The 24,349-nt window shown below is 62.2% G+C and carries 22 protein-coding genes; 3 read left to right on the top strand and 19 right to left on the bottom strand.

Going from position 1 to position 24,349, the window contains the following annotated elements:
- Nucleotides 1-2: 2 nt before the first annotated feature.
- The 13 genes from gspG to ACLH0J_RS15220 form a co-directional block, all read right to left on the bottom strand.
- A complete protein-coding gene (gspG, locus tag ACLH0J_RS15280; RefSeq protein ID WP_411392644.1) occupies nt 3-413 on the bottom strand; it encodes a type II secretion system major pseudopilin GspG in 411 nt (136 codons plus the stop codon).
- A 20-nt stretch (nt 414-433) separates the two neighbouring features.
- Nucleotides 434-1,630 (bottom strand): type II secretion system inner membrane protein GspF, encoded by a 1,197-nt coding sequence (gene gspF, locus ACLH0J_RS15275; RefSeq protein WP_411392643.1) that lies wholly within the window; start codon nt 1,628-1,630, stop codon nt 434-436.
- Entirely contained in the window at nt 1,627-3,324 is a 1,698-nt protein-coding gene (gene gspE / locus ACLH0J_RS15270; protein WP_411392642.1) for a type II secretion system ATPase GspE, read from the bottom strand. Before gspE ends, gspF begins: the two co-directional genes overlap by 4 nt.
- A 564-nt stretch (nt 3,325-3,888) precedes the next feature.
- Nucleotides 3,889-6,294 (bottom strand): TonB-dependent siderophore receptor, encoded by a 2,406-nt coding sequence (locus tag ACLH0J_RS15265; RefSeq protein WP_411392641.1) that lies wholly within the window; start codon nt 6,292-6,294, stop codon nt 3,889-3,891.
- A gap of 125 nt (nt 6,295-6,419) precedes the next feature.
- The gene (locus ACLH0J_RS15260; protein ID WP_411392640.1) at nt 6,420-8,030 is read right to left on the bottom strand and encodes a gamma-glutamyltransferase family protein; all 1,611 of its coding nucleotides are present in this window, start codon (nt 8,028-8,030) and stop codon (nt 6,420-6,422) included.
- Between the two features lie 17 nt (nt 8,031-8,047).
- Nucleotides 8,048-9,139, bottom strand: a complete 1,092-nt coding sequence (locus tag ACLH0J_RS15255) for a polyamine ABC transporter substrate-binding protein (protein ID WP_411392639.1) — start codon at nt 9,137-9,139, stop codon at nt 8,048-8,050.
- A gap of 20 nt (nt 9,140-9,159) precedes the next feature.
- Nucleotides 9,160-9,939, bottom strand: coding sequence for an amino acid ABC transporter ATP-binding protein (locus tag ACLH0J_RS15250; RefSeq protein WP_411392638.1), 780 nt, complete (start codon nt 9,937-9,939; stop codon nt 9,160-9,162).
- A 2-nt stretch (nt 9,940-9,941) separates the two neighbouring features.
- The gene (locus ACLH0J_RS15245) at nt 9,942-10,718 is read right to left on the bottom strand and encodes an amino acid ABC transporter permease (RefSeq protein WP_411392637.1); all 777 of its coding nucleotides are present in this window, start codon (nt 10,716-10,718) and stop codon (nt 9,942-9,944) included.
- Nucleotides 10,719-10,730: 12 nt separating this feature from the next.
- Nucleotides 10,731-11,537: an ABC transporter substrate-binding protein gene (locus ACLH0J_RS15240; protein ID WP_411392636.1), complete on the bottom strand. Its 807-nt coding sequence runs from the start codon at nt 11,535-11,537 to the stop codon at nt 10,731-10,733.
- 64 nt (nt 11,538-11,601) lie between these two features.
- Nucleotides 11,602-12,270 (bottom strand): GntR family transcriptional regulator, encoded by a 669-nt coding sequence (locus ACLH0J_RS15235; RefSeq protein ID WP_321847959.1) that lies wholly within the window; start codon nt 12,268-12,270, stop codon nt 11,602-11,604.
- Nucleotides 12,271-12,520: 250 nt separating this feature from the next.
- Nucleotides 12,521-12,973 carry a hypothetical protein gene (locus ACLH0J_RS15230; protein ID WP_411392635.1) on the bottom strand — a complete coding sequence of 151 codons (453 nt, stop codon included), beginning with the start codon at nt 12,971-12,973 and terminating at the stop codon, nt 12,521-12,523.
- 57 nt (nt 12,974-13,030) lie between these two features.
- Nucleotides 13,031-14,314: an ATP-binding protein gene (locus tag ACLH0J_RS15225; protein ID WP_411392634.1), complete on the bottom strand. Its 1,284-nt coding sequence runs from the start codon at nt 14,312-14,314 to the stop codon at nt 13,031-13,033.
- On the bottom strand, nt 14,311-14,994 hold the full coding sequence (locus tag ACLH0J_RS15220) for a response regulator (protein ID WP_411392633.1): 684 nt from the start codon (nt 14,992-14,994) through the stop codon (nt 14,311-14,313). Before ACLH0J_RS15220 ends, ACLH0J_RS15225 begins: the two co-directional genes overlap by 4 nt.
- A gap of 187 nt (nt 14,995-15,181) precedes the next feature.
- On the opposite strand from ACLH0J_RS15220, the gene bamA reads away from it, so the two are divergent.
- Entirely contained in the window at nt 15,182-17,548 is a 2,367-nt protein-coding gene (gene bamA / locus ACLH0J_RS15215) for an outer membrane protein assembly factor BamA (RefSeq protein ID WP_411392632.1), read from the top strand.
- Nucleotides 17,549-17,761: 213 nt separating this feature from the next.
- Entirely contained in the window at nt 17,762-18,319 is a 558-nt protein-coding gene (locus ACLH0J_RS15210) for a hypothetical protein (RefSeq protein WP_411392829.1), read from the top strand.
- Between the two features lie 107 nt (nt 18,320-18,426).
- On the opposite strand, the gene ACLH0J_RS15205 is transcribed toward ACLH0J_RS15210, so the two are convergent.
- The 6 genes from ACLH0J_RS15205 to ACLH0J_RS15180 all read right to left on the bottom strand — a co-directional run bounded on the left by ACLH0J_RS15205 (nt 18,427) and on the right by ACLH0J_RS15180 (nt 23,216).
- Nucleotides 18,427-18,717 (bottom strand): cyd operon YbgE family protein, encoded by a 291-nt coding sequence (locus tag ACLH0J_RS15205; protein WP_411392631.1) that lies wholly within the window; start codon nt 18,715-18,717, stop codon nt 18,427-18,429.
- The gene (gene cydX / locus ACLH0J_RS15200) at nt 18,714-18,836 is read right to left on the bottom strand and encodes a cytochrome bd-I oxidase subunit CydX (protein ID WP_411392630.1); all 123 of its coding nucleotides are present in this window, start codon (nt 18,834-18,836) and stop codon (nt 18,714-18,716) included. The genes ACLH0J_RS15205 and cydX overlap by 4 nt, the downstream gene beginning before the upstream one ends.
- 22 nt (nt 18,837-18,858) lie before the next feature.
- A complete protein-coding gene (gene cydB, locus ACLH0J_RS15195; protein ID WP_010565773.1) occupies nt 18,859-19,995 on the bottom strand; it encodes a cytochrome d ubiquinol oxidase subunit II in 1,137 nt (378 codons plus the stop codon).
- Nucleotides 19,988-21,559, bottom strand: a complete 1,572-nt coding sequence (locus tag ACLH0J_RS15190; RefSeq protein ID WP_411392629.1) for a cytochrome ubiquinol oxidase subunit I — start codon at nt 21,557-21,559, stop codon at nt 19,988-19,990. The genes cydB and ACLH0J_RS15190 overlap by 8 nt, the downstream gene beginning before the upstream one ends.
- Nucleotides 21,556-21,732, bottom strand: a complete 177-nt coding sequence (gene cydP / locus ACLH0J_RS15185) for a cytochrome oxidase putative small subunit CydP (protein WP_010565775.1) — start codon at nt 21,730-21,732, stop codon at nt 21,556-21,558. Before cydP ends, ACLH0J_RS15190 begins: the two co-directional genes overlap by 4 nt.
- Before the next feature lie 158 nt (nt 21,733-21,890).
- Nucleotides 21,891-23,216 carry a sigma-54 interaction domain-containing protein gene (locus ACLH0J_RS15180; RefSeq protein WP_411392628.1) on the bottom strand — a complete coding sequence of 442 codons (1,326 nt, stop codon included), beginning with the start codon at nt 23,214-23,216 and terminating at the stop codon, nt 21,891-21,893.
- A 246-nt stretch (nt 23,217-23,462) separates the two neighbouring features.
- Here ACLH0J_RS15180 and ACLH0J_RS15175 point away from each other — a divergent pair, with 246 nt between their 5' ends.
- Nucleotides 23,463-24,341 carry an MBL fold metallo-hydrolase gene (locus tag ACLH0J_RS15175; protein ID WP_411392627.1) on the top strand — a complete coding sequence of 293 codons (879 nt, stop codon included), beginning with the start codon at nt 23,463-23,465 and terminating at the stop codon, nt 24,339-24,341.
- Nucleotides 24,342-24,349: the final 8 nt, after the last annotated feature.

The following is a 24,349-nucleotide window of genomic DNA, read 5'->3' as shown; positions in this document are numbered from 1 at the left end:
GGTTATTGCCAATTGCCCAGGTCGGCGCTGTAGCCGTCGCCGCCCGGTTGGCCGTCCTGGCCGTAGAAGATCAGGTCAAAGGCGCCGTGTTCACCGGGGAAGCGATAACCGAAGGCATGGCCGAACGGGTCCTTGAGGTCCGAGGGCTTGGCATACGGCCCGGCCCAACTGGCGGCGTTGCCGGGCTTGTCCACCAGTTGCTGCAGGCTGTTGGGCGGCGCGCCGACGTCGAGGGCGTAGCTGTCGATCTTCATGCCCAGGCTCGCCAGTTGCGCCTTGCCCGCGCCGTACTTGCCCTTGTCCACATTGCCGCCGACCTGGCGCACCACAATGGTCGCGACAATGCCCAGCAGGACGATGACCGCGAGCATTTCCAGGAGGGTGAAACCGTTTTGACGGCGTGCAGCTCTCATCGTTTTAGCTCCTTGAAGGTTCATATGTGGCTGGTCAGGCTCATCAGCGGCAGCATGATCGCCAGCATGATCACCGCCACCAGCACGGCCATGACCACGGTCAGGGACGGCACCAGCGCGGCGAGCAGGCGGTCGATGCCGCGTTTGGCTTCGACGTCGAAAATATCGGCGACCTTGAGCAACATGCTGTGCAGTTCGCCGGCCTGTTCGCCGACTTCGATCATTTGCAGCACCAGGTCCGGCAGCAGCGGATGCGTGCCGAAGGCGCTGGCCAGGGTGCCGCCGCCTTTCACCGCTTCGGCGGCAGCGGCCACCTGGGCCTGCAATGCGCGGTTGCTGCTGACTTGCTGCGCGATGACCAGCGCTGGCAGCAAGGCCACACCGTTACTGAGCAAGGTGCCGAGGGTGCGCGCCAGGCGCGCCGCTTCGACCCGTTGCAACAACGGGCCGAGCACGCGCAGGCCGAGCAGGCGGCGGTCGTATGTCTGCCGAAGCTTTGGATCACGCAGGCGTGCGGCCAGGGTCAGCAGGCCGACCAGCACCCCGGCCAACACCACGAGGCCATAGGCACCGAGGAACGTGCCAAGGGCGAGAATCACTTCGGTGATCAGCGGAATCGGCACATCCAGGTCGTGGAAGATCGGCACGAACTGCGGCACCACATAGGCCAGCAACAGCGCCAGGGAGCCGAGCACACCGACCACCAGGAACGCCGGGTAGATCAGCGCATTGATCACCTCGCCGCGCAGCGACTGGCTGCGTTCCAGGTACAGGCTGAGCTGCTGCAAGGTAGTCTCCAGTGCACCGCCGGCCTCACCGGCGCGCACCATGCTCAGGTACAGCGGCGAGAACGTGTCGCCCTCCTCCATCAGCGCGGCGGACAACGGCTTGCCCGCCTTGACCCGCTCGCGCAGGCGCTCGATCAGGGCGCGCATCCGTGGGTGGCCGGGTTGCCTGAGCAGCAGGTTCAGGCAGCGTTCCAGAGGTTGCCCGGCGCCCAGCAGGGTCGCCAGTTGCTGGGTAAACCCCACCAGCACCGCGCCCTTCAACGCCCCGCGCGACGTGCGCAACAGCGGGCCGGCGGCGGTGTCAATCTGCAACAGCAACCAGCCGCGCTTGTGCAGGGCGGCGATGGCAGCGGCCTGGTCCGGCGCTTCCAGCGTGCCGTGCTGGGTCACGCCCTGGCGGTCGAGGGCGCGGAACTTGAACAGGCTCACGCGCCCTCTCCACGGGTCACGCGCAGCACTTCTTCCAGCGAGGTCACGCCCGCCAATGCCTGGCGCAGCCCTTCTTCATGCAAGGTACGCAGGCCGGCGCGGCGCGCGGCCTGTTCAAGGGTTGCGGCGTCGGCGTGGCCCATCAGCAGGCCGCGCAGTTCATCGTTCATCACCAGCAATTCGGTGATGGCGCTGCGGCCGTGATAAGCGCCCTGGTAGAGCAGGATCGGGCGTTGCGCGGTCAAGCGGTCCAGGCCATGTTCGGCGATCAACGCCGGCGGCGCTTCAAAGGCGACGCGGGTGGCCGGGTCGAGGCGGCGCACCAGGCGCTGGGCGAGAATGCCGCTGACGGTCGAGGCGATCAGGTAGCTATCCACCCCCATGTCCAGCAGCCGCGTGATGCTCGCCGCCGCGCTGTTGGTGTGCAGGGTCGACAGCACCAGGTGGCCGGTGAGGGACGACTGGATGGCGATGCGGCAGGTTTCCAGGTCGCGGATTTCGCCGATCATGATCACGTCCGGGTCCTGGCGCACGATGGCGCGCAATGCCCCGGCGAAGTCCAGGCCGATGGCGGGTTTGACCTGGATCTGGTTGATGCCTTCGAGCTGGTACTCCACCGGGTCTTCCACGGTGATGATCTTGCGTTCGGCGGTGTTGAGCCGCGACAACGCGGTGTAGAGCGTGGTGGTTTTACCGGAACCGGTGGGCCCGGTGACCAGCAGGATGCCGTGGGGCCGCTCCAGCAGATCGAGGAAGGCCGCCAGGCGCTGGCCGTCGAAGCCCAGGCTGGGGAAGTCGAACTGCACGGTTTGCCGGTCGAGCAGGCGCATCACCACCGACTCGCCGAAACCGGTCGGCACCGTCGACACCCGCAGGTCCAGTTCCTTGCCCTGGATGCGCAGCATGATCCGCCCGTCCTGGGGCAGCCGGCGCTCGGCAATGTCCAGGCGCGCCATGATCTTCAGCCGCGAGATCACCGCCGCCGACAGACTGGCCGGCGGCGCTTCGGCGTCATGCAATACGCCGTCGATGCGGTAGCGCACCTTGAGTTGGTGTTCGAAGGGTTCGATATGGATATCCGACGCGCGCTGCTCCACGGCGCGCTGCAGGATCAGGTTGACCAGGCGGATCACCGGCGCTTCGGAGGCCATGTCCTTGAGGTGCTCGATATCCTCCAGCGCCCCGCCCTGCTCATCGAGGTTTTCGATCAGGGTGCCCATGGCCGAGCGGCCCTGGCCGTAGTAACGCTCGATCAGCGTGTCGACTTCAGTGCGCGGGCCGATGGCCAGCCACACCGGCACCTGGCAGGCGTAGGCCAGGGCCTGCAACGGATAGCGCTGCGCCGGGTTGGCCGCCAGGACCCGCAAGCCGCCCTGGCTCCAGCCCATGGGCACCACTTGGTAGTGGCGCATGAAACGCTCGGTCACGCCGGGCAAAGGGTCGAGCAACGGCGCTGCAGCGTCGGCCAGCAACAACGGCGCGCCGAGCAACGCCGCCCAGGCGCGGGCCAGCTCGATTTCGGAAACCAACCCCAGGCACGTGAGCACCCCCAACAACTCGCTGGCCTCGGCGGACAAGCGCCGGGCACGCTCCAGATCGACGGTTTTCAACCCGGCGTGCTGCATCAGCCACGCGCACACGGTGTCGGTGTGCGGTATCTGCAGGTGGCAGGCATCAATGGGCATGGACGACATAGTTTGGAGATCTGGTTGCGGGAAAGTATGGCTATTTGGAACTAATGGCCATTAGCCGAAAGTGCCATTAGTTCGCCACGCCGTGGTTGGCGTTAACCAGGCTTATCGACTGAAAGTTCCTACGCTAGTTCCGGAAAGAGAGAAACAAACTGAAATGAATAGCCCCACGCCGCCTCGAACGTCCACAACCTCTTGATTGACAGGCCGACAGACCTAGGGGGTTGCACTTAGCCACTTTCAGCGTGTTTAAGCGTGCTCACGTTCAATCGAATGATGTTGGGGCGCGACCGCTGCGACTGTTTTTAATCACGGCATGGCAATGCTTGGCCGGATTAAAAGAGACGACGTAAAGTTCTGCGATAACAACAAGCACACGTCTTTAGCCCTACAGAACTTTACACTTTGGTTTTCAGAAGTATCCGAATTTACTTACAACTTTCAGGTGCTCAAGTTAGCGAGCTGGCACGTTAATGCTCAGTCAGCCAGTAGTCCGATCTATTTCGGGGACTGGCTTGTTGTGGCGAGCGGGCTTGCCACAGCAAGCCCGCTCACAAAAAAACCTTGTCAGAAGTCGATCGTCGCCGACAGCAGATAAGTGCGCGGTGTCGACAAGGTCAGCCCCGGTTCGCTGTCGTCCGAGGCGCCCGCCGAACTCCAGTAGCGTTTATCGGCGACGTTCTCCACATTCGCCCGCAAGGTGATGCGTTTGTCGTCCACCTTGAACCCATAGCGCGCGCCCACGTCGAGACGGGTCCAGGCGTCGATCTGCTTGACGTTGGAGGCGTCCAGGTATTGCGAGCTGGAGTACAGGCCACGGCTGCTCAAGGTCAGGCCTTCCAACCCCGGGACGTCCCATTCGGCGCCGAGGTTGACGTTGTACTTGGGCGTGGCCGGCGCGCGGTTGCCGTCGTAGGTGCCGTTGGTGGTGTCGGTCAGTTCGCTGTCGGTGTACATCACCCCGCCGAGCAAACGCACGCCCTTGAGCGGTTCGCCGAATACGCTCAGTTCCACCCCTTGGTTCTGGCGCTTGCCGTTGGGGCCGAACAGCCGCGTGGTGGCGTTGGTTTCATAGGCCGGCTGCCTGATGCGGAACACCGCCGCCGTCAGCGCGACAGCCCCGGCGTCGTATTTGGCGCCCACTTCCACCTGGCGGCTGATGAACGGCGGGAAGATCTGATTTTCGTTGCGCGAGGTCGACGGCGCGATCTTGCCCTGGCTCAGGCCTTCCATGTAGTTGGCGTACAGCGACAGTTTGTCGGTGGCCTTGAACAGCAGGCCCCCGGAGGGCGAAATCTTTTCTTCGTCGTAGCCGGTGACGCCTTTGACGTCGTTGGTCCAGTCGTCCACTTTCACACGCTGCCAACGCGCGCCGAGGGTCAGCAGCAGGCGGTCGTCGAAGAAGCCCAGGGTGTCGGACAACGCCAGGCCGCTGAAGCTGTTTTCGGTATACACCTTCGCATCCTGGCGCGTGGCGGTGGACGGCGTCGGCGTTTGCACCGGGTTGTAGAGATTGCTCTGCGCCGTCGCATACCGCGCGCCGCCGTTGGTGAAGTCCATGTAGAAGTAGCTGGCCGCCAGGTTGACCTCATGGCTCACGGGCCCGGTGTGGAACCCGTTGCGGACCCCGCCCGTGGCGGTGCGCACATTTTCGTCGCGGGTGAAATACCGCGGCTGCACGGTGAAATTGCCGGCCGCATCGGCCACGGACACCGCATGGCGCAGGAAGTCATGGTTGCTTTTGCGCGCGCCGACGCCGCCGTAGAGCATCACCGAATCACTCAGGTCATATTCGGCATTCACCGTGCCGAAGGTGTCGTTGGTGCTGGCCTTGCTCCAGGACTGCGCATAGTTGCGGCGCACGTCGTTGGCGCTCGGCACTGGCGCGGCGGCGGCCACCTGCACGCGCTCCTGAGGGGCATCGGTGTCGCGCTCGGTGTGGCCGATGTCGGTGGACAGGCGCAGGCGCTCGCCACGGAAATCCAGGCCCAGCACCGCCATCTCGCGGTCGACGCTCTGGTGGTCCCATTCGGTATCGCCGGACTGCTTCACGCCGTTGAAGCGCAGGCCGAACCGGTTGTCCTCGCCAAAGCGCCGGCCCACATCCACCGCGCCGCCGGCCTGGCTATCGGAGGCCCAGGTGCCGGTGAGCGAGGTGATGTCTTTGTCGGTGGCGCGCTTGGGCACCACGTTGATCCCGCCACCCACGCTGCCCCGTGGCGAGATGCCGTTGATCAACTGGGTGGGGCCTTTGAAGATGTCGACGCGGTCGGCCATTTCCATGTCGATGGTGTACGTCGGCAGCACGCCGTACAGGCCGTTGTAGGCCACATCACTGTTGAACAGGCTGAAACCGCGAATGGTGAACTGCTCGAAGCGCCCGCCCGCCGGGTTGGTGGCGCGTACCGACGGGTCGTTGGCGATCAGGTCGCCGAGGGTGCGGGCCTGCTGGTTTTTCACCGTTTCCTGGGTGTAGGTGGTCATGCTGAACGGCGTTTCCATGAAGTCCCGCGTGCCCAGCAAGCCTTGGGAGCCACGCCGCGCCACCTGGCCGCCGGCGTAGGTATCGCCGTCGTACAGGCCGGTGGTGCCGAGGATCGACGTCGGCGCCAGTTCCAGGCTGCTGCCCTCGGGCGCCGGCACCAGCATGTACGCCTGCTCCCCCACGGCTTGCAGTTGCAGGCCCGAGCCTTGCAGCAGGCGGGCAAAGCCCTCCTCCACCCCATACTCGCCGGACAACCCGCTGCTGGTGCGCCCGCTGACCAGCGCCGGGTCCACCGACAGGTTGATCCCGGAAAGTCCGGCGAAACGGGTCAGCGCCGCACTCAGGCTGCCGGCGGGCACCTGATAGCTGCGGCGGCTGGCGGTGTCTTCGGCATAGCTGATGGGCACGAACAACGGGCTGGCGCTGAGGCTCAGCAACAGGCTCAGTTTGAGCAACGGGCGCAAGCGCAAGGAAGGGACTGCGGACATGGGAAGAAGCTCTCGATTTTGTTCACTTACCTGGGATGACAGGCGAGGTGAAAAAAAGGGACAGGCTTCGTCAAACTATTTTCCGCAACGGCTACCCACCGCCTCGCGATGCGCGGGCCGCCCGTTTACCACACGGCGATATGCGAGTCCGCCCGCGGCTCGGTGCCTGCGCACAGCACCCCGCTGACCGGATCGCGCAGGATGATCTGCCCGCGCCCATAGTCGGTAAGGTCGCTGTCGATCTGCACTGTGTGGCCACGCCGTGCCAACCCATTGGCCAGATCGCGAGAAGCGCCCTGCTCAATCCCGACCTTCATGTCGCCCAGCCATTGCCAGCGCGGCGCATCCAGTGCGGCCTGGGGGTTGAGGCCGAAGTCCACCAGGTTCATCACCATCTGCACATGGCCCTGAGGCTGCATGTACCCGCCCATCACGCCGAACGGCCCGAGGGCTTCACCGTTTTGTGTCAGAAAGCCGGGGATGATGGTGTGAAAGGTTTTCTTGCCCGGCGCCAGGCAGTTGGCGTGGGTCGGGTCGAGGCTGAATTCCTGCCCGCGATTCTGCAGCGCGATGCCGCTGTCGGGCAGTACCACGCCGGAGCCGAAGCCGTGGTAGTTGCTCTGGATGAACGAGACCATATTGCCTTCGGCGTCCGCCGTGGCCAGGTACACCGTACCGCTGGCGTGAGGGTCGCCGGGCTTGGGCGCCTGTGCCTGCTCGCCGATCTGGTTGCGGCGGCGGGTGCTGTAGTCGTCGCTCAGCAGGTCGGCCACCGCCACGCGCATGTGCTGGGGGTCGGTGATGTAGTGCAAGCCATCGCTGTAGGCGAGCTTCATCGCTTCGAGTTGGCGATGCCAGGTTTGCTGGCTGTCGCGGTGATCGAAGCTGAAGCCTTCGAGGATCTTCAGCGCCATCAGCGCCACCAGGCCCTGGCCGCTGGGAGGGATTTCCCAGACGTCGACGCCGCGATAGTTGATGTGGATCGGCTCCACCCACTGTGCACGGTAATCCTTGAGGTCGCTGGCGCGCAGGTAGCCGCCGCTGGCCTGGGAATGCGCATCCAGGCGTTCGGCCAGGGCCCCGCGATAGAGGCTTTCGCAGCGGGTCGCGGCAAGCTCTTCCAGGGTTCTGGCCTGGGCCGGGTTGCGGAAAATCTGCCCCGCCTGGGGCGCGCATCCATCGATCAGGAAGGTCTCGAACCAGGCGTCCAGTACCGCGTCGCGATGGGGGGTGAATTCGTTCAGTGCAATCTGCCATTGATGGGCAACCACCGGCGACACCGGGAACCCTTCCCGCGCCAGGCTGATGGCCGGTTGCAGCAGTTCGGCAAACGGCAGCTTGCCGAAGCGTTGTGACAGCTCCGCCCAGGCCGAGGGGCAACCGGGCACAGTGACTGGGGTCCAGCCATACAGCGGCATCCGGTCATGCCCGGCAGCCTTGACCGCCTCGATGCTCAAGGCCGCCGGTGCGTGACCGTTGCCGTTGAGGCCGTGCAACCGGCCCTTGCACCACACCAGCGCAAAGGCATCGCCGCCCAGACCGCAGCCGGTGGGTTCCACCACCGTCAGGGCCGCCGCCGTGGCAATGGCCGCGTCGATCGCGTTGCCGCCCTTTTGCATGATCTCGATACCGGCTTGAGCGGCCAGGGGCTGGGATGCGGCGACCATGCCGCGCCGGGCAAACACAGTCTGGCGTTGCGACGGATAAGGGTACTCGTGAGCAGAAAATTTCAACATGGCAAAGACTCTTCGATTTATTGACCGGATTTGATCCGGTTCCATTCCCGGGTCATCAGGCGCTGGATGTTTTCCGGCAGGTCGGCGGAGACGAAGGTGTGGCTGATCACGTCGTCGCCGGGGTAGATGCCCGGGTTGCCGCTGACCTTGGGGTCCATCAGCGCCGTAGCATCCTGGTTGGGGTTGGCGTAGCCCACGTAGTCGCTGATCGGCGCGATCACCTCGGGGCGCAGCAGGTAGTTGATCAGTGCATGGGCGTTGGCTGCGTTACCGGCATCCTTGGGAATCGCCAGCATGTCGAACCACAGGTTCACGCCTTCTTTGGGGATCAGGTAGCGGATGTCGATGTGCTTGCCGGCCTCCTTGGCCCGGCTCTGGGCCTGCATGACATCGCCGGAATAACCGATCGCCACACAGATATCGCCGTTGGCCAGGTCAGCGGTGTATTTCGATGAATTGAAGTAGGTCACCGACGGCCGCAGCGCCATCAGCCGTTTCGACGCCTGCTTGTAGTCGTCGGGCTTGACGCTGTTGGGGTCCAGGCCGAGGTAGAGCATGACCTGGGGAATGATCTTCACCGGCGCATCGAGAAAGGCGACGCCGCAGCTTTTGAGTTTGGCCAGGTTGCCGGGCTCGAACACCATCGACCAGGAGTCCAGCACCGCCTCTTTGCCCAGCACCGCCCGCACTTTTTCCGCGTTGTAGCCGATGCCCACGGTGCCCCACATGTACGGCACGGCGTAGCGGTTGCCGGGGTCGGCCGCTTCCAGGCGTTGCATCAGGCGCGGGTCGAGGTGCTTCCAGTTATCCAGCAGCCCGCGTTGCAGTGGCTGGTAGGCACCGGCACGAATCTGCTTGGACAGAAACTGGCTGGATGGCACCACCACGTCATACCCCGAGTGCCCGGAAAGCAGCTTGGCCTCGAGCATTTCGTTGGTGTCGAAGATGTCGTACTGCACCTTGATGCCGCTGTCTTTCTCGAAGTTCTTCAAGGTATCGGGCCCGATGTAATCGGACCAGTTATAGACCTTCACCACCGGGTCGGCGGCCTCGGTCATGGGGACAATGGCGGCGCAGCACAGGGCCGCGAAAAGACTCGATAAGCGCATGGAAAATCTCCTTGGACGGGTCATAACACGCGGCTCAAAAAAGCCCGGGTGCGCGGGTGACGGGGCTGGCTGAAAATCTGTTCCGGCGGGCCCTGTTCGATGAGTTCGCCCTGGTCGAGCACCACCACGCGGTCGGCCACTTCACGGGCAAAGCCCATCTCATGGGTGACCACCACCATGGTCATGCCCTCCTCGGCCAACGCCTTCATCACCTGCAGCACTTCACCGACGGTTTCCGGGTCGAGGGCGCTGGTGGGTTCGTCGAACAGCATGGCCTGGGGTTTCATCGCCAGGGCGCGGGCAATCGCCACCCGTTGTTGCTGGCCGCCAGAGAGCATCGACGGGTAATGGCTGGCCTTGTCCGCCAGGCCGACCCGCGCCAGCAGGGCACGCGCCTGTTCCAGTGCCTCGGCACGCGGGGTGCCGAGCACGTGGATCGGCGCTTCGCTGATGTTTTCCAGGGCGGTCATATGGGGGAACAGGTTGAAGCGTTGGAACACCATGCCGATGTCGCGGCGCTGCCGGGCGATGTTGCGCTCAGAATCGCGCACCAGGCTGCCGTCGCGGCGTTCGCGATAGCCCATGTCTCGGCCATTGACACGAATGCGTCCGCTCTGGATGTCTTCGAGCAGGTTGATGCAGCGGATGAACGTGGTCTTGCCGGAACCGGAGGCACCGATCAGCACCACCACTTCGCCGCGCCGCACTTGCAGGGAAATGCCCTTGAGGATCTGCAGGTGGCCGAACGACTTGTGGACGTCCAGCGCTTCGATGATCAGTTCTTCACTTTGATGCGCCATGGTTAACGTCCCCTCAGCAGTTTCAGGGTGCTGCGCCCGAACATACGGCTGGCGGCCGGTGGCGGCGCGTCAGGCCGGTCGGATTGGCTGAAGCGCTTCTCCAGCCAGCGCTGGAAAAAGCCCCACAAGGTGGTCAGCGTCAGGAAGTACAGGGCCACGACCAGGTACAGCTCAAAGACGCGGAAGGTCGCCGAGGTGATCATCTGGGTACTGAGCAGCAGTTCCTGCACGCCAATCACACTGACCAGAGTGGTGTTCTTGAGCATCACGTTGAACTCATTGCCCAGCGGCGGCACGATCACCCGGAACGCCTGGGGCAGCACGATGCGCCGCATCAGCTTGGCAAAGCCCATGCCCAGGCAACGCCCGGCTTCATATTGGCCCTTGTCCACCGCACCGATACCGGCGCGGATGATCTCGGCCATGTACGCGCCTTCGTTAAGGCCCAGGGCAATGATCGCCGCCTGGACATTGCCGGGCACGATCAGGCCGAACAGCTCGATGTCCTCGAAGCGGAAAATCCCGCCCGCCGCCAATGCGGTGTACAGAAACACGATCTGCACCAGCAACGGTGTGCCGCGCATCAGCCACACATAAAAACGTACCGGCAGGTGCAACAGTGGGTTCTTCGACAAGCGCAGCAGCGCCGCCGCCAGCCCCAGCACACAGCCGAGCAGCATCGCCAACACACTGATCACGCAGGTCAGCCACAACCCGGTGAGGTACACCCCACTGGGCTGCAGCAGGTACTGCCAGAACACATCCCAATTGAAATTCATCGCCGGTTTGCCTCAGTCGAGTGTGTCGCTGCTGACATGCCACTTGTTGAGCAACTGCGTGTAGCTGCCGTCACTGCGCATGTCGCTGATGATCTGCTGCACTGCGGCGGTCAATTGCGGATCGTCCTTGCGCATGCCCAGGCCGGTGAGGATGCGGCTGAATGCCGGCACGCCTTCCTGGAACAGCTCCGGGGCCATCGCCGCGTAGTAGCCGGCGGTTTCCACGGTGGTGCCATAGGCGTCGACCTGGCGGATGCGCAGGGCCTGGAACGCGTCGGTGTCGGTGTTGTAGACCACCAGCTTCATCGGTGGCTTGCCGGCTTGCGCCAGGCTGTCGTTTTGCGCGTCCAACAGGGTCTTGATGGTGGAGCCGTTGAGCACCGCGACCTTGTGCCCGGACAGGTCATCCAGTGCCTTGATGCCCTTGGGGTTGCCCTTGGGCACCACCACCGACTGGCTGGAGTACATGTAGTTGACGATGTCGATCACTTGGCGCCGCTCGGGCTTGTCGAACAACTGGTCGACGATCATGTCGCACTGCTGGGCGAGCAGCGCCGGCACTAAACCGGAGAATGGAATCACCCGCCATTGCACCTGTTTGTCGCCCAGGCGCTTGGCGATTTCCAGGCCCAGGTCGACGGTGAGCCCGCGCGGTTTCTGCGCTTCGTCGAAGGATACCAGGGGCGGTGAATCCATCCCCGAGCAGTACGTGAGCTTATCGACTTTCTGCAGGCGCTCCGGCACCTGGGGCGCAGCAAACGTCCATTGGGTACAGAGGCCGAGGGAGACAGCCATCAGCAAGGCGCGGCGTTTATGCATGACCAGACACTCCAATTCGTTGAATAACGGGGGCAGGAATCAACGTCAAAACACGACAGCTTTTTTATTGTTGGTTTTGCAGGAATTGAATCAGCGCCGGCACCGTGCCTTCGATGTGTTCACGCACCACGGCTTCGGCGCGCGCGGCATCACCGGCGCGAATCGCGTCGAGGATCACCGCGTGTTCCTGGCGTGCGCTGAGGGGTTTTTCGCCGTGCTGCAACCACAGGCGCATGGGCGCCTCGACCAGCGAGTACAGCGCCGAAATCTGCTTCATCAAGCGCGGCCGACCGCTGAGGCTGCACAGGTATTCATGGAACGCACGGTGCCGGCCGACCCATGCGGCGCTCTCGTCGCGGTAGTCATCCATCTCATCCAGCAGGCGCTCCAGCGCCGCGAGCTGGCGCTCACCGATACGACCGACCGCCACACGCACTGCCAGGCCTTCGAGGGCGCTGCGCATCTCGAACACCTCGTGCAGTTCGTCGATATCCAGGCCACTGACGATGGCCCCGCGATTGGGGCGCAGGGTCACCAGGCCCTGGGCATCCAGGCGCCGGAATGCCTCGCGCACGGGCATGCGGCTCATGCCGATCTCGCTGGCGATGTCTTCGGCGATCAGCCGGTCGCCCTTGCAGTAGCGGCCACGACAAATGGCTTCGAGCAGGAAGTTATAAGCCTCTTCCTCGGCGGTCAGCGGCTGACGATCAACGTAAGCGCGGGCAAATTGCATCGGCGGCACCTTTTGAATTTTTGTATCCAATTATCCACGGATACATAAAAGCAGGATGCGTGCCAACGCCTTGAGCGCAGTGCCAAGTGATTGATTCAGATGAAATCGGCGAGAACGTGTCGGCAGGCGACCGGGGGAAGGACGGGGGGATTTGCTACCAAATGGCTCAAACCGCACCATCGGTGGGCAGCGGTAACACGCATGAAGGGGTGAACAGGCGAGCCTTGCGCTCGCCAGGTTGCGCAAATAATCACACGCTCCGAGCGGATGACTCGGCCGAATAGATGACCGTCTGCGCACTGCCCGGCGCCACGGTCGGCCGGGTGAAGTAAGTGTCGCCTTCGTCGGTGAGGATCTCGTAGTCGGCTTTGCGCGTGGCGCTGGCGTGCTTGATGATTTTCAGCACGCGCTGGAATTTCACGCTTTGCGTGCCGTTCTGGTTGGGTCCGGTCAACACGTTGACGCTTTGAAACCAGCCAGCGTGCTGTTTGTTGCTCACCAGTGCGTTGCTCATCGCCTCGAACCGCTCCAGCCGGGTGAAGCCCCACAGCGTCTGCTCCTCGACCGTGGCGTCCGGCGTGGCGGCGCCGGTGAACACGAAGAGATTGATCGCCGGGCTGTCTTCGCAAAAAAAGTCGTACGGCACCAGACCATCGACCATTTTCCTGCCGGGCACAAAGCCCTTTTTATGCACCTGAAACATCGCCACCTCCACTCAATCAATGGCGACAAGTCTAATGAGCAGCGACGTACAGGGCGGTCAAGCCAATGTAATGTCGTGTAAAGATCGCGCGCTGTGCAGGTTGATCTCCACGGTCAGCCCGCCGCCCGCTTCGTTGCGGGCCGCGATGCTGCCGCCGTGCATCTGCACCGCCCGCGAGGCAATGGCCAAGCCCAGGCCGAAGCCGACGCTGGCATCTCCCGTACCCCGCTCGAACGGCTCGAAAATGCTGTGCAAGCGCTCATCGTCGACCCCCGGCCCGTGGTCGGTGATGCGCACCGTGAGGCGGTTCCCGTCGTGGTTGATATGCGCCGACACCCGCACCGTGGTGTCCGGTCGGGTGTAGCGCACGGCGTTGCGGATCACATTCTCGAAGCAGCGGTAGAGCAACTCGCCGCTGACACACGCGATAAACGGCGGGCACGCCTGCAGGTGCACGCGACAGCCTTTGATCCCGGCCTCGAACTGCGCGTCTTCGACAATCATCGCCAGCAACTCGGTGATGTCCACGGGCTCGCGCTCGATGCTTTCGGGCCGGCCTTGCAGACGGGCCAGGGTCAGCAGCGCTTCGATCAGGGTGTCCATGCGTTCGGATTCGTGCTCGATGCGTTCGAGCATTTCCAGGCGCGCGGCGTCCTGGCGCAACAGGCCGATGGCCGCTTGCATGCGCGTGAGCGGCGAGCGCAGTTCATGGGAGATGTCGTGCAGCAGATGCTGCTGGGCTTGCACCAGCACCTTGAGTTGGTTGGCCATGCGGTCGCAGTCTTCGGCCAGGTCGACGATTTCATCGCGGCGCTTGCCCATGGAGGGCTTGACCCGGGTTTCGAAGCGCCCCTGGGCCACATCGCTCATGGCCCGGCGCAGATGGGCCAGGGGCCAGGCCAGATAGTACGCCATGTAGCCGCTGAACAGCGCGCTCATCAGCGTGCCGATGAGCAGTGGGATCTGGGTCAATGGTCTGCCCGCGTCGTTGCCGGGGGCGTGGGTGGACTTGATCGTCAGCGCCAGGCCCTCCTTGCTGGTGACCGCCTGTTCATACTCCGGTTGCGGGACGGGCGCCCCCGCCATCAAGTGCCCCTGGCTGTCATAGATGCCGATATTCTCATCCGGCGGACGCTCCCATACGGTGAGAAACTGGTTCGCCGTCTCGACACCGAAGTGCTCCAGCAACCGGGCTTCCGCCGCCAGAATGGCTTCCACATACGGATCGACGGGGTGAAAGCGGGTCAGTTCCAGCACACCGACGCCGACGAAAAACGTTGAAGTGGTCGCCAGCCAGAAGGCCAGGAACAGTTTCCAGAACAACAGGCTGGGCTTGATCATTCAGCGATCAACAGGTAACCCAGGCCGCGCACGCTCTGGATCCAGGCCTTGGCGTCCGGGCGCGGCCCCAGCTTTTGCCGGATGCTGCTGATGTGCACGTCGATGCGCCGGTCATAGCGTGTCAGCGGGCAGCCCAGGGCATTGAGGGACAGATCCTTCTTGCTCACCACCTGGCCGGCGCTGCGGGCCAGTGCTTCGAGCAGGCTGAATTCGGTGCTGGTCACGCACAACTCGATACCGTTCCACTGCGCCTGGCGCCTGCCGGGCCATAACACCAGCGCGCCGCTCTTGATCACCTCGCTAGTCGGCTGGCCCGCCGGCTGCACCCTGCGCATGATCGCGCGCAAGCGTGCCACCAACTCGCCGGGGGAGCTGGGCTTGGGCACGTAATCATCGGCGCCCAGTTCCAGGCCGGTGATGCGGTCGATGTTATCGCCACGGGCAGTCAGCAGTAACACGGGCACCTGGCTGACCGCGCGGATACGGCGCAGCACCTCGATACCCGAACGCTGGGGCAGCATCACGTCCAGCACCACAATGCTGTAGCGCCCCGACAGCGCCTCGACCTCGCCCTCCTCGCCCGTGTGCACGGCCGTGGCCTCGAAGCCTTCGCGCGCCAGGTACTGGCTCAGCATTTCGGTCAATTCCTGGTCGTCGTCGACCAACAGTACACAGATCATCGTGGGCTCGTCAGTGAGGGGGTACGCATTATCAGGCTTGCCGCCGGTTTCCAGGCCAACCTTTACCTAACTTGACATTCAGTTAACCGCATCAAACGCCGCGCGCTCTTATGCTGGCTATTCACCGGTCGGCGAGTGATCCAAGCGCGCCGGCGCTGCTTGTCGATGTGTTCTGGAAAAGATCTTGATGAATTTTTCGCGCCTGCTCTGCTCGGTTGCGCTACTGCTCAATGCCTCACTGGCCCTCGCCCAAGGCTTCAAAATCTCGGATATTCGAATCAATGGCCTGCAACGGGTCTCGGCGGGCAGCGTGTTCGGCGCATTGCCGCTGAACGTCGGCGACGAAGCCGATGACCGACGCCTGGTGGATTCTACTCGCGCATTGTTCAAAACCGGTTTTTTCCAGGACATCCAGTTGAGCCGCGAAGGCGACGTGCTGATTATCAATGTAGTCGAACGCCCTTCGGTTGCCAGTATCGAGTTCGAGGGCAACAAGGCGATCTCCACCGACGACTTGATGAAAGGCATGAAGCAATCGGGCCTGGCCGAAGGCGAGATCTTCCAGCGCGCTACCCTCGAAGGCGTGCGCAACGAGTTGCAGCGCCAGTACGTTGCCCAGGGCCGTTACTCGGCGTCGGTTGAAACCGAGGTCGTGGCCCAGCCGCGCAATCGGGTCGGCGTGAAGATCAAGATCGATGAAGGCCAAGTGGCGTCGATCCAGCACATCAACGTGGTAGGCAATACGGTGTTCCCCGACGAGGCGTTGACCGACCAGTTCACGCTCAAGACCAGCAACTGGCTGTCCTTTTTCAAGAACGACGATAAATACGCGCGGGAGAAACTCTCCGGCGACCTCGAACGGCTGCGCTCCTATTACCTGGACCGTGGCTACATCAACATGGACATCACCTCGACCCAGGTCTCGATGACCCCGGACAAAAAACACGTCTATATCACCGTGAACATCCAGGAAGGCCAGAAATACACGGTGCGCGACGTCAAGCTCAGTGGCGAGCTGAAAGTCCCCCAGGACCAGGTCCAGTCACTCTTGCTGGTGCAAAAGGGCCAAGTGTTTTCGCGCAAACTGATGACCACCACCTCGGAGCTGATCACCCGTCGCCTGGGTAACGAAGGCTATACGTTCGCCAACGTCAACGGCACGCCCCAGGTGTATGACGCGGACCACACGGTCGAGATTATTTTCAGCGTCGACCCCGGCAAGCGTGCTTATGTCAATCGCATCAACTTCCGCGGCAATACCAAGACCGACGACAAGGTGCTACGTCGCGAAATGCGCCAGATGGAAGGCGGCTGGGCGTCGACCTACCTGATCGACCAATCCAAGGTGCGCCTGGAACGCCTGGGGTACTTCAAGGAGGTCAACGTCGAGACGCCGGCGGTGGCCGGGGTGGATGACCAGTTGGACGTGAACTACACCGTGGAAGAACAAGCCTCGGGCTCGATCACCGCCAGCATCGGCTTCGCCCAGAGCTCGGGCCTGATCCTCGGCGGCTCGATTACCCAGAACAACTTTCTCGGCACCGGTAACTACGCCAGCCTGGGCCTGACCCGCTCGTCCTACCAGAGCAAGTACAACATCGGTTTCACCGACCCCTACTTCACCACCGACGGCGTGAGCCTGGGCTACAACGCGTTCTACAGCAAGACCGACTACAACAAGTACTACGATGACGGCGTGTCCTATTACGCCATCAACAGTTTTGGCCTGGGCACCACCTTCGGCTACCCGATCAACGAGACCTCGCGCCTGACCTTCGGCCTCACCGCGCAACACGACAGCATCGAGCCAGGCACCTACAGCGCCGACGAGATCTACGATTTCATCGAGCGTGAAGGCAAAGAGTTCACCAACTTCAAGGCCAACCTCGGCTGGTCGGAATCGACCCTGAACAAAGGCGTCCTGGCGACGCGCGGGCATTCGCAAAACCTCAACCTGATGGTGACGGTGCCGGGCAGTGACCTGAGCTTCTACAAGATCGACTACACCGGGCAAACCTTCCTGCCGATCAGCAACGACACAGCCCTGCGTTTGCACACCAAGCTCGGTTACGGCAATGGCTATGGCTCCACGGACGGCTTGCCCTTCTATGAAAGCTATACGGCGGGCGGCGAAGGCACGGTGCGCGGGTTTAAAAGCGGCACCCTCGGCCCACGCAGCACGCCGGCAACCGGCGCGTATGCCAGCGAAGGCCAGGCGTACTATTCGGACCGGGACACGGACGCGCTGGGCGGCAATATCCTGATTACAGGCGGCGCGGAGTACTTGTTCCCCGTACCGTTCATCAAGGACAACAAATCCGTGCGCACCTCGGTGTTCTGGGATGTGGGTTCGGTGTATTCGGACAAGTGCTACCTGACCACCACCCAAGGCTGCGACGGTGTGGACCTGAGCCAGATGGCCAGTTCGGTGGGGGTCGGGGTGACGTGGTACAGCCCGCTGGGGCCGCTGAGTTTCAACCTGGCCTATCCGATTCGCACGCCCGAGAACGCGGAGAAGCAAATATTCCAGTTTTCCATGGGGCAGACGTTCTGAGTGCTTCAGCCGGTCATGGCGCTTGACCTCGCCGCTAAACCGAGACGACTCCGACACCCTGCAGGGAACTCATCTGACATCCGTTTATGAATTATTTCTTATAAAGGAACGCGTCTGAAGACCCCGGGTCGTCTGAGGTGTATATGTTTTCATTTAGCTGAACGAGGGGGGGGCGAATGAAACAGATGTCCTTCAAGGCAACGCGAGTTGACCGTGCACGACTTTGGTAGCTGTCGGAATCTCGAATCAGGCGCGGTGTTTATTCTTGCTTCCGGCCTGTCGGCAACATCGTTCCCCCTCGAACGATTCGCGCACGTTCCGATGATCACGATGAACGGCGCTATTTCGATATTTTTGAACACCGGGGTAAAACCGTTTTTTTATGTCTGCTCGGATAGAAGTTTTTCCGAACAGCAGCCGCATTTGTTCGACTGCGCCATGGCGATCAGCCAAAGAGTCGCACTGCGGGAACACCACGCGCGCACTTGCGGTCGTTGTCCCAGCGGGCAGCTCTACGGGTTGTCCAAGGTGTTTCTGGTGGGGGTGGATCTGCACGAGAACTCGGGACGATTCTATGAAAATCACGAGTCCAAAAACTCACCCTGCGGACTCGATCAGCACGACCACACTCGCATACTTCCATCGTTGGAGCTGATGGCGCAGAAGATCATCGGCGACGACTTCCGGGTCTACAACTTATCCGACTGTTCAAGAATTCCGGCGAGCGTCATCCCGCGCGTCACGCTTGCGCAAGCGCAGGCGTTGATTTAGGCGCAGGCTCGTGCGATGCATCCCGCCGCAGACCTGACCAAAACGGCGTGAATCGACGATCCCGGCGCCGCGAAGAGACGCCCACGCGGCACCGGAATCGTCTGTACTTACAGTGGGAACTTCAACACGCCCGCCAATGCGAGTGCGGCAAAGCAGGTCCAGCCCGAGAACAGCCAGCGCCACACCCGCGCGCGCGGCACGAACCCGACACCGCGCACAAACGCCACACTCATCGCCACGAACAAGGCCGTTGCCAGCCCGTGATCGGCTTTCCCGTCCGGGGACGCCATCAGCGGCGGATAGAGCGTACACACGAGCATGATCGCGATCGCGATAAACAGGCTCAGCGGGTGAAGGCGTGAGGACGCCGGAGCGTCGTCGGCGACACGCGACATCATGGCTGTGTCTCGTCGCGATCGCCCTGGGCGCGACCGGCTTCGGTCTCGCCCCACATCGCATTCAATATCGCCAGCAGCAGCGCAAAACCGACTCCCAGCATCCAGGCGAAATACCACATAGTCCTTGCTCCTCTGAGGGCGTTAGTAGGCCGAGTGTTCGTTGGCTTTGATGTGTGCCACGGTGACCTTGCCGCGCATGACGCGATAGGCCCACGAGGTGTAGATCACGATCAGCGGCATGAAGATCAACGTGGCCCAGAACATGATCGCCAGGCTCAGATGACTGGCCACGCTGTCCCACACGGTCAGGCTTGCCGCCGGTACGGTGGACGACGGCATGACGAACGGGAACATCGACACACCAGCGGTGCTGATCACCCCGACCACTGCCAGCGACGAGGCGACAAACGCAGCCAGCGTACGGCGCATCAGCATCAACAATGCGGCACCGGCGGCGCCCGCCAGGCCCAGCGCAGGCAGCAGCCACAGCGCTGGATAATGACCATAGTTGGCCATCCAGGCGCCGGCTTCGCGTACCACGGTCTTGTTGAGAATGTCCGGCAGCCCGGCGATGTCCACCACCGAGGTAATGCGATAGCCGTCGATCGACTGCAACCACACCCCGGCAATGACGAATGTGCACATCAGCACCAGCGCCGCGCCAACCCCGCCCTTGATGGCGCGAGCCTGGATCACGCCTTCAGTGCGGTGCGCCAGGTAGGTACCGCCTTGCAGGGTGATCATTGCACTGCTCACCACACCGGTCAGCAGCGCGAAGGGGTTCAGCAGTTGCCAGAAACTCCCGGTGTATGTCGACACCAGCATGTTACTGAAGTGGAACGGTACGCCTTGCAGCAGGTTGCCGAACGCGATGCCGAACACAAGCGGCGGTACGGCGCCGCCGATGAACAGGCCCCAGTCCCAGGTGCTGCGCCATTTGGCATTGTGAATCTTGCTGCGATAGTCAAACCCCACCGGGCGGAAGAACAGCGCCCACAGGACCAGAATCATCGCCCAATAGAACCCGCTGAACGCGGTGGCGTACACCACCGGCCACGCGGCGAACAACGCCCCGCCTGCGGTGATGAACCACACCTGGTTGCCGTCCCAGTGCGGCCCCACGGTGTTGATCGCGACGCGGCGTTCCACGTCCGAGCGGCCGACGAAGGGCAGCAAGGTGCCGACGCCCATGTCGTGGCCGTCCATGATGGCGAAGCCGATCAGCAGTACGCCGACCAGTGCCCACCAGATAAGTTTCAGGGTGACGTAATCAAACATGGTGGAGTTCCTTCATGTTGGCATCGTGGGCATAACGGCCGGTTCCGAGGCTGCCCGGCCCCTGGCGGGCGAACTTGACCATCAGGAACATTTCAACCACCAGCAGCACGGTGTAGAAACCGACGAATCCTGCCAGCGAGCCATAGATGTTATTGACGCTAAGGGTGGAAACACTCATGTGAGTGGGCAACACGCCGTAGATGGTCCAGGGTTGACGGCCATATTCAGCGACGAACCAGCCCAACTCACAGGCCAGCCAAGGCGCAGGCAGCATGCACAGGGCCCAACGCAGCAGCCAGCGGCGGCGTGTGCAGGCCGACTGCAAGGTGCTCCAGAAAGCCAGACCGAACAGCAGGAGCATGGCGAAGCCCATCGCGACCATGACCCGGAACGACCAGAACATCGGGGTCACGTGCGGTACGGTATCGTTCACCGCTTTGTCGATGATCTCCGGCGTGGCCTGGTTGACGTCTTCAACGTACTTTTTCAGCAGCAGGCCAAAACCGAGGTCTGTCTTGTACGCTTCAAAGGTCTCGAACGCGGCCTTGTCGTTGCGATCGGCCCGCAGGGCTTCCAGCGCATTGACGGCGGTAATGCCACGCAGGATGCGCGCGCGGTTTTTCGCTTTGATGTCGTGAATGCCTGGGATCTGCTTGCTGATCGAGCGTGTGCCGATCAGGCCCATCACCCAGGGCACATCGACTTCCCAGTTATTCTTGGACTCGGCTTCGTTGATGCTGGCCAGCAAGGTCAGGCCCGCCGGCGCGGGTTTGGTTTCCCACATGGCTTCCATGGCCGCCAGCTTGGTTTGCTGCGCCTCACCCACGGTGTAACCCGATTCATCCCCCAGCACGATCACGCTCAGCACCGACGCCAGGCCGAACGCCGCCGCCACCCGGAAGCTGCGTTTGGCAAACTCGACATCACGACGCTTGAGCAGGTACCAGCTGGAAATCGACAGCACGAACATCGAACCGGTGACATAACCGGCCGACACCGTGTGCACAAACTTGGCCTGGGCGACCGGGTTGAACACCACCGCCCAGAAATCGACCATCTCCATGCGCATGGTGATGTAGCTGAATTCCGAGCCCACCGGGTTCTGCATCCAGCCATTGGCGATCAGAATCCACAGCGCCGACAGGTTGGTACCCACGGCCATCAGCAGCGTGACCAGCAAGTGGTGCTCTTTCTTCAGGCGATCCCAGCCAAAGAAGAACAGACCGATCATGGTCGATTCGAGGAAGAACGCCATCAAGCCTTCGATGGCCAGCGGCGCACCGAAGATGTCGCCCACGTAGTGGGAGTAGTACGCCCAGTTGGTACCGAACTGGAATTCCATGGTGATACCGGTTGTCACCCCCAGGGCGAAGTTAATGCCGAATAACTTGCCCCAGAAGCGCGTCATGTCCTTCCAGATGACATTCCCGGTCATCACATAGACGCTTTCCATGATGACGAGCAGCCAGACCATGCCAACCGTCAGCGGTACGAATAGAAAGTGGTAAAGCGCAGTAGCTGCGAACTGCAGCCGTGACAAATCCACCAGTTGTTCTGATATCACTTGCTTGCCCCTTGAGTCGAGGTGGGTACACCGAAACGGTTGCCGACGATGTTCGGGTCGACACTGACGTGCGAATCCCGGATGAACAGCCACCACAGCACGCTCAACAGCAGGAGCTTGATCAGCACCGCTGTAATCAGTTGGCGTAGTAGGCGTTTGTCGGAAATGGTCATGCCTTGTAGTTAGCACAGGGCATGCCAAACCCAGGGGATGTTTTAATATCGTTATAAAACAGACAGTTACTAAAACAAGGGAGAGGGCGCGGGGAGTTTTGGCTGGTTAATACGCTGCCACCTCTGGCAGCGTGGCAGTCACTGGCAGTCGTAGAGGGCTAGGCCAGGCCTTGTTCTTTCAGGCGGCGGTACAAGGTCCGGTCGCTGATTCCCAGGTATTTGGCCAGCTCGCTGCGGGTGCCTTTGAATGTCGCCAGTGTTTGCGCCAGCGAGCTGTCGTCGAGCGGCGTCGACGCCGCCGCCTGAGGGGGCGGCGCTACGAAAACCTGGGGTAAATGGATGGCGCGGATGACCCCATCGTCAGCGAACAGACTCGCTCTTTCCAGGACATTGCGTAACTCACGGACATTGCCAGGCCATGAGTGCTGTTCCAGGGCAGCCAGGGCTTGGGCATCGATGGTCAGCCGCCGCCTGCCGGCACCGCGACGCTGCAGGAATGAATTCACCAGCAGGGCAATGTCTTCGACCCGATTGCGCAAGGGCGGCAAGTGGATGGGGAACGCGCTGATGCGGTAGTACAGGTCTTGCCTGAACTCACCTTTTTCCATCATTTTTTCCAGCGGCTTGTGGGTGGCGGCAATCAATCTGAAATTGGCGTGGAAGGTCTCGACGCTGCCGACCCGGCGGTAGGTGCCCGATTCGATCAGGCGCAACAGTTTGACCTGCATGGCCAGCGGCACATCGCCAATCTCATCGAGGAACAAGGTGCCGCCCTGGGCCGTCTCGACCAGGCCGGGCTTGCGTGTGATGGCGCCGGTGAAGGCGCCTTTTTCATGGCCGAACAGCTCGCTCTCAAAGAGTGTCTCGGTCAAGCCCGAGCAATCCACCACCACAAACGGCCCATCGGCGCGCTCGCTGGTTTCATGCACGGCCCGCGCGAACAGCTCCTTGCCGGTGCCTGACTCGCCCAGCAGCAGCACCGGCAACATGGACGGCGCCACGCGCTGCAGCTCTGCCAGGGCGAGGTTGAAGGCCGGCGAAGAGCCGACCAGGCCTTCGTCGCTCGGACGCGCCGAGGCGCTGCGCACCAGGGTCAGGCGCTCCACATAGGCGGTAATCGCACCGTGCTCATCGAGGATCGGCCGCAACTCGACGTCGACATGCTCAGGCCCCCGCGGCGTGTGGTGGATGTGCAGGACCCGATCCGGCCCGCGCATTTCCTGGGCCTTTTTCATCGGACAATTCTCACCGGCCTGGTCACAAGGGACGTCGTAGTGATGTGAGATCTGATAACACTTATGCCCGATAAACGGTTTGTCAGCGCTACCGAACTGGCGCTGATAGGCGGTGTTGGCCGCCAGGATGTTGTAGTTCGGATCGAGAACGATCATCGGATTGGGTTCGTGCTCCAGAAACGAAACAAGCGACTGCACTTGATCCGGGTGTGGGACAGCGTTGGTTGGGGTCGGCAAGAAAGTCTTCATCATGGCTCCTGGAATCCATCGCTCCATCCTGTTGTGGCACTGCCACCTCTGTCAACAGGCACTGCCAATGGCAGAGACGTCCACTCGATGCAGGCCTGAATACCCCCATACACAAACACAAAGCCCAATAAAATCAATTGGATATTAGGCTACCGGGGAAAAACCACGGCCTGGCAAACTTATTGCACTGTCAGTCTTTAGTCTGAGCGGCTCGCTAAAAAAGCCCCCCTATAAGGAGACAGTTTCATGCGCGTCAAACTTCACGTCGAAGGCTTCTTCGATGCTGCTACCCACACCGTCAGCTACCTGGTGCTGGATGAGGCCACCCTTCACTGCGCGATCATCGACAGCGTATTGGATTACGACCCTAAGTCCGGTCACACCACCACCACGTCCGCCGATCGCTTGATCGCACGGGTGAACGAGCTGAATGCCAAGGTCGAGTGGATTCTCGAAACCCACGTCCACGCCGACCACCTGACCGCCGCGCCCTACCTGAAGGAAAAGCTCGGCGGGAAAATCGGCATCGGCAGCCAGATTTCGACGGTGCAGGAAGTGTTCGGCACACTGTTCAACACCGGCAGCGAAATGCCCCGCGATGGCAGTCAGTTCGACCACCTGTTCGTGAACGACGAGTCGTTCAGCATCGGCACGCTGCACTGCACCACGCTGCATACACCCGGCCATACGCCGGCCTGTATGTCGTACCTGATCAGCAATGGCAACGAAATGGCGGCCTTCGTCGGCGATACGCTGTTCATGCCCGACTACGGCACCGCCCGCTGCGATTTCCCCGGTGGCAATGCGCGCACGCTGTTCCAGTCCATCAACAAGGTGCTGAGCCTGCCGGCCGATACGCTGCTGTACCTGTGCCACGACTACCAGCCGGGTGGCCGCGAGGTGCAGTTCGTCAGCACCGTGGCCGAACAGCGCGCGCACAACGTGCATGTGCGCAATGGCATCAGCGAAGAAGAGTTCGTGGCGATGCGCACCAAACGCGATGCCTCACTGGAAATGCCGACGCTGATCCTGCCCTCGGTGCAGGTCAACATGCGCGCCGGGCATTTTCCCGAGCCTGAATCGAACGGGACCCGGTACCTGAAAATCCCGCTCAACGTCGCCTGACATTCCCT

Origin of the sequence: Pseudomonas sp. MPB23, from assembly GCF_046605395.1 — a bacterium.
Taxonomy (GTDB): Bacteria; Pseudomonadota; Gammaproteobacteria; order Pseudomonadales; family Pseudomonadaceae; genus Aquipseudomonas.
Note: the sequence above shows the minus strand (reverse complement) of the source record. Positions and strands in the feature narration are given on the sequence as shown.

What these genes read in the sequence shown, in the direction of transcription:
- ACLH0J_RS15180 (WP_411392628.1), bottom strand. Translation starts at nt 23,216, where the DNA reads ATGAAGACTTTCTTGCCGACCCCAACCAACGCTGTCCCACACCCGGAT.
- cydX (WP_411392630.1), bottom strand. Translation starts at nt 18,836, where the DNA reads ATGTGGTATTTCGCCTGGATGCTGGGAGTCGGTTTTGCGCTGCTGCTG.
- ACLH0J_RS15230 (WP_411392635.1), bottom strand. Translation starts at nt 12,973, where the DNA reads ATGTTTCAGGTGCATAAAAAGGGCTTTGTGCCCGGCAGGAAAATGGTC.
- ACLH0J_RS15260 (WP_411392640.1), bottom strand. Translation starts at nt 8,030, where the DNA reads ATGTTGAAATTTTCTGCTCACGAGTACCCTTATCCGTCGCAACGCCAG.
- ACLH0J_RS15255 (WP_411392639.1), bottom strand. Translation starts at nt 9,139, where the DNA reads ATGCGCTTATCGAGTCTTTTCGCGGCCCTGTGCTGCGCCGCCATTGTC.
- gspE (WP_411392642.1), bottom strand. Translation starts at nt 3,324, where the DNA reads ATGTCGTCCATGCCCATTGATGCCTGCCACCTGCAGATACCGCACACC.
- ACLH0J_RS15175 (WP_411392627.1), top strand. Translation starts at nt 23,463, where the DNA reads ATGCGCGTCAAACTTCACGTCGAAGGCTTCTTCGATGCTGCTACCCAC.
- ACLH0J_RS15225 (WP_411392634.1), bottom strand. Translation starts at nt 14,314, where the DNA reads ATGATCAAGCCCAGCCTGTTGTTCTGGAAACTGTTCCTGGCCTTCTGG.
- ACLH0J_RS15265 (WP_411392641.1), bottom strand. Translation starts at nt 6,294, where the DNA reads ATGTCCGCAGTCCCTTCCTTGCGCTTGCGCCCGTTGCTCAAACTGAGC.
- bamA (WP_411392632.1), top strand. Translation starts at nt 15,182, where the DNA reads ATGAATTTTTCGCGCCTGCTCTGCTCGGTTGCGCTACTGCTCAATGCC.
- ACLH0J_RS15250 (WP_411392638.1), bottom strand. Translation starts at nt 9,939, where the DNA reads ATGGCGCATCAAAGTGAAGAACTGATCATCGAAGCGCTGGACGTCCAC.
- ACLH0J_RS15235 (WP_321847959.1), bottom strand. Translation starts at nt 12,270, where the DNA reads ATGCAATTTGCCCGCGCTTACGTTGATCGTCAGCCGCTGACCGCCGAG.
- ACLH0J_RS15205 (WP_411392631.1), bottom strand. Translation starts at nt 18,717, where the DNA reads ATGATGTCGCGTGTCGCCGACGACGCTCCGGCGTCCTCACGCCTTCAC.
- cydB (WP_010565773.1), bottom strand. Translation starts at nt 19,995, where the DNA reads ATGTTTGATTACGTCACCCTGAAACTTATCTGGTGGGCACTGGTCGGC.
- ACLH0J_RS15240 (WP_411392636.1), bottom strand. Translation starts at nt 11,537, where the DNA reads ATGCATAAACGCCGCGCCTTGCTGATGGCTGTCTCCCTCGGCCTCTGT.
- ACLH0J_RS15245 (WP_411392637.1), bottom strand. Translation starts at nt 10,718, where the DNA reads ATGAATTTCAATTGGGATGTGTTCTGGCAGTACCTGCTGCAGCCCAGT.
- cydP (WP_010565775.1), bottom strand. Translation starts at nt 21,732, where the DNA reads ATGACCATTTCCGACAAACGCCTACTACGCCAACTGATTACAGCGGTG.
- gspG (WP_411392644.1), bottom strand. Translation starts at nt 413, where the DNA reads ATGAGAGCTGCACGCCGTCAAAACGGTTTCACCCTCCTGGAAATGCTC.
- ACLH0J_RS15220 (WP_411392633.1), bottom strand. Translation starts at nt 14,994, where the DNA reads ATGATCTGTGTACTGTTGGTCGACGACGACCAGGAATTGACCGAAATG.